1 pseudogene is annotated in these 329 nt (G+C 46.5%); it reads right to left on the reverse strand.

From position 1 onward, the window contains the following. Positions 1 to 221: pseudogene (locus tag H5201_RS22765) on the reverse strand (alpha/beta hydrolase family protein); the annotation flags it as partial. Positions 222 to 329 lie beyond the last annotated feature (108 nt).

Below are 329 nucleotides of genomic sequence, written 5' to 3' on the forward strand. Positions count from 1 at the left end.
ACAGAAGGTTCAGTATTTGCTTGAGCATCGCTTACAGGAGCTTCGTCACTTAACAAGTACTTTTCGAGCCATTGCTCTTGCTCCCAAAGCACATGCAGTAAACTCTTGCGAGCACGGTAGCCGTGTGCTTCGTAAGGTAGCATCACTAAACGCGCTTCTTTACCTAAGCCTTTGAGCGCAGCGTACATACGCTCGCTTTGCATTGGGAGGGTGCCCTGAGATTAAGGGTGGGTCTTCTTCCCCATATAATTAAATTAACAAGTGCGGCATAAACCGCGCTTTCAATTTACTCTGAAACAGAAGGTTCAGTATTTGCTTGAGCATCGCTT

This window comes from Pseudoalteromonas sp. SG43-6 (assembly GCF_014164365.1).
Lineage (GTDB): Bacteria > Pseudomonadota > Gammaproteobacteria > Enterobacterales > Alteromonadaceae > Pseudoalteromonas > Pseudoalteromonas rhizosphaerae.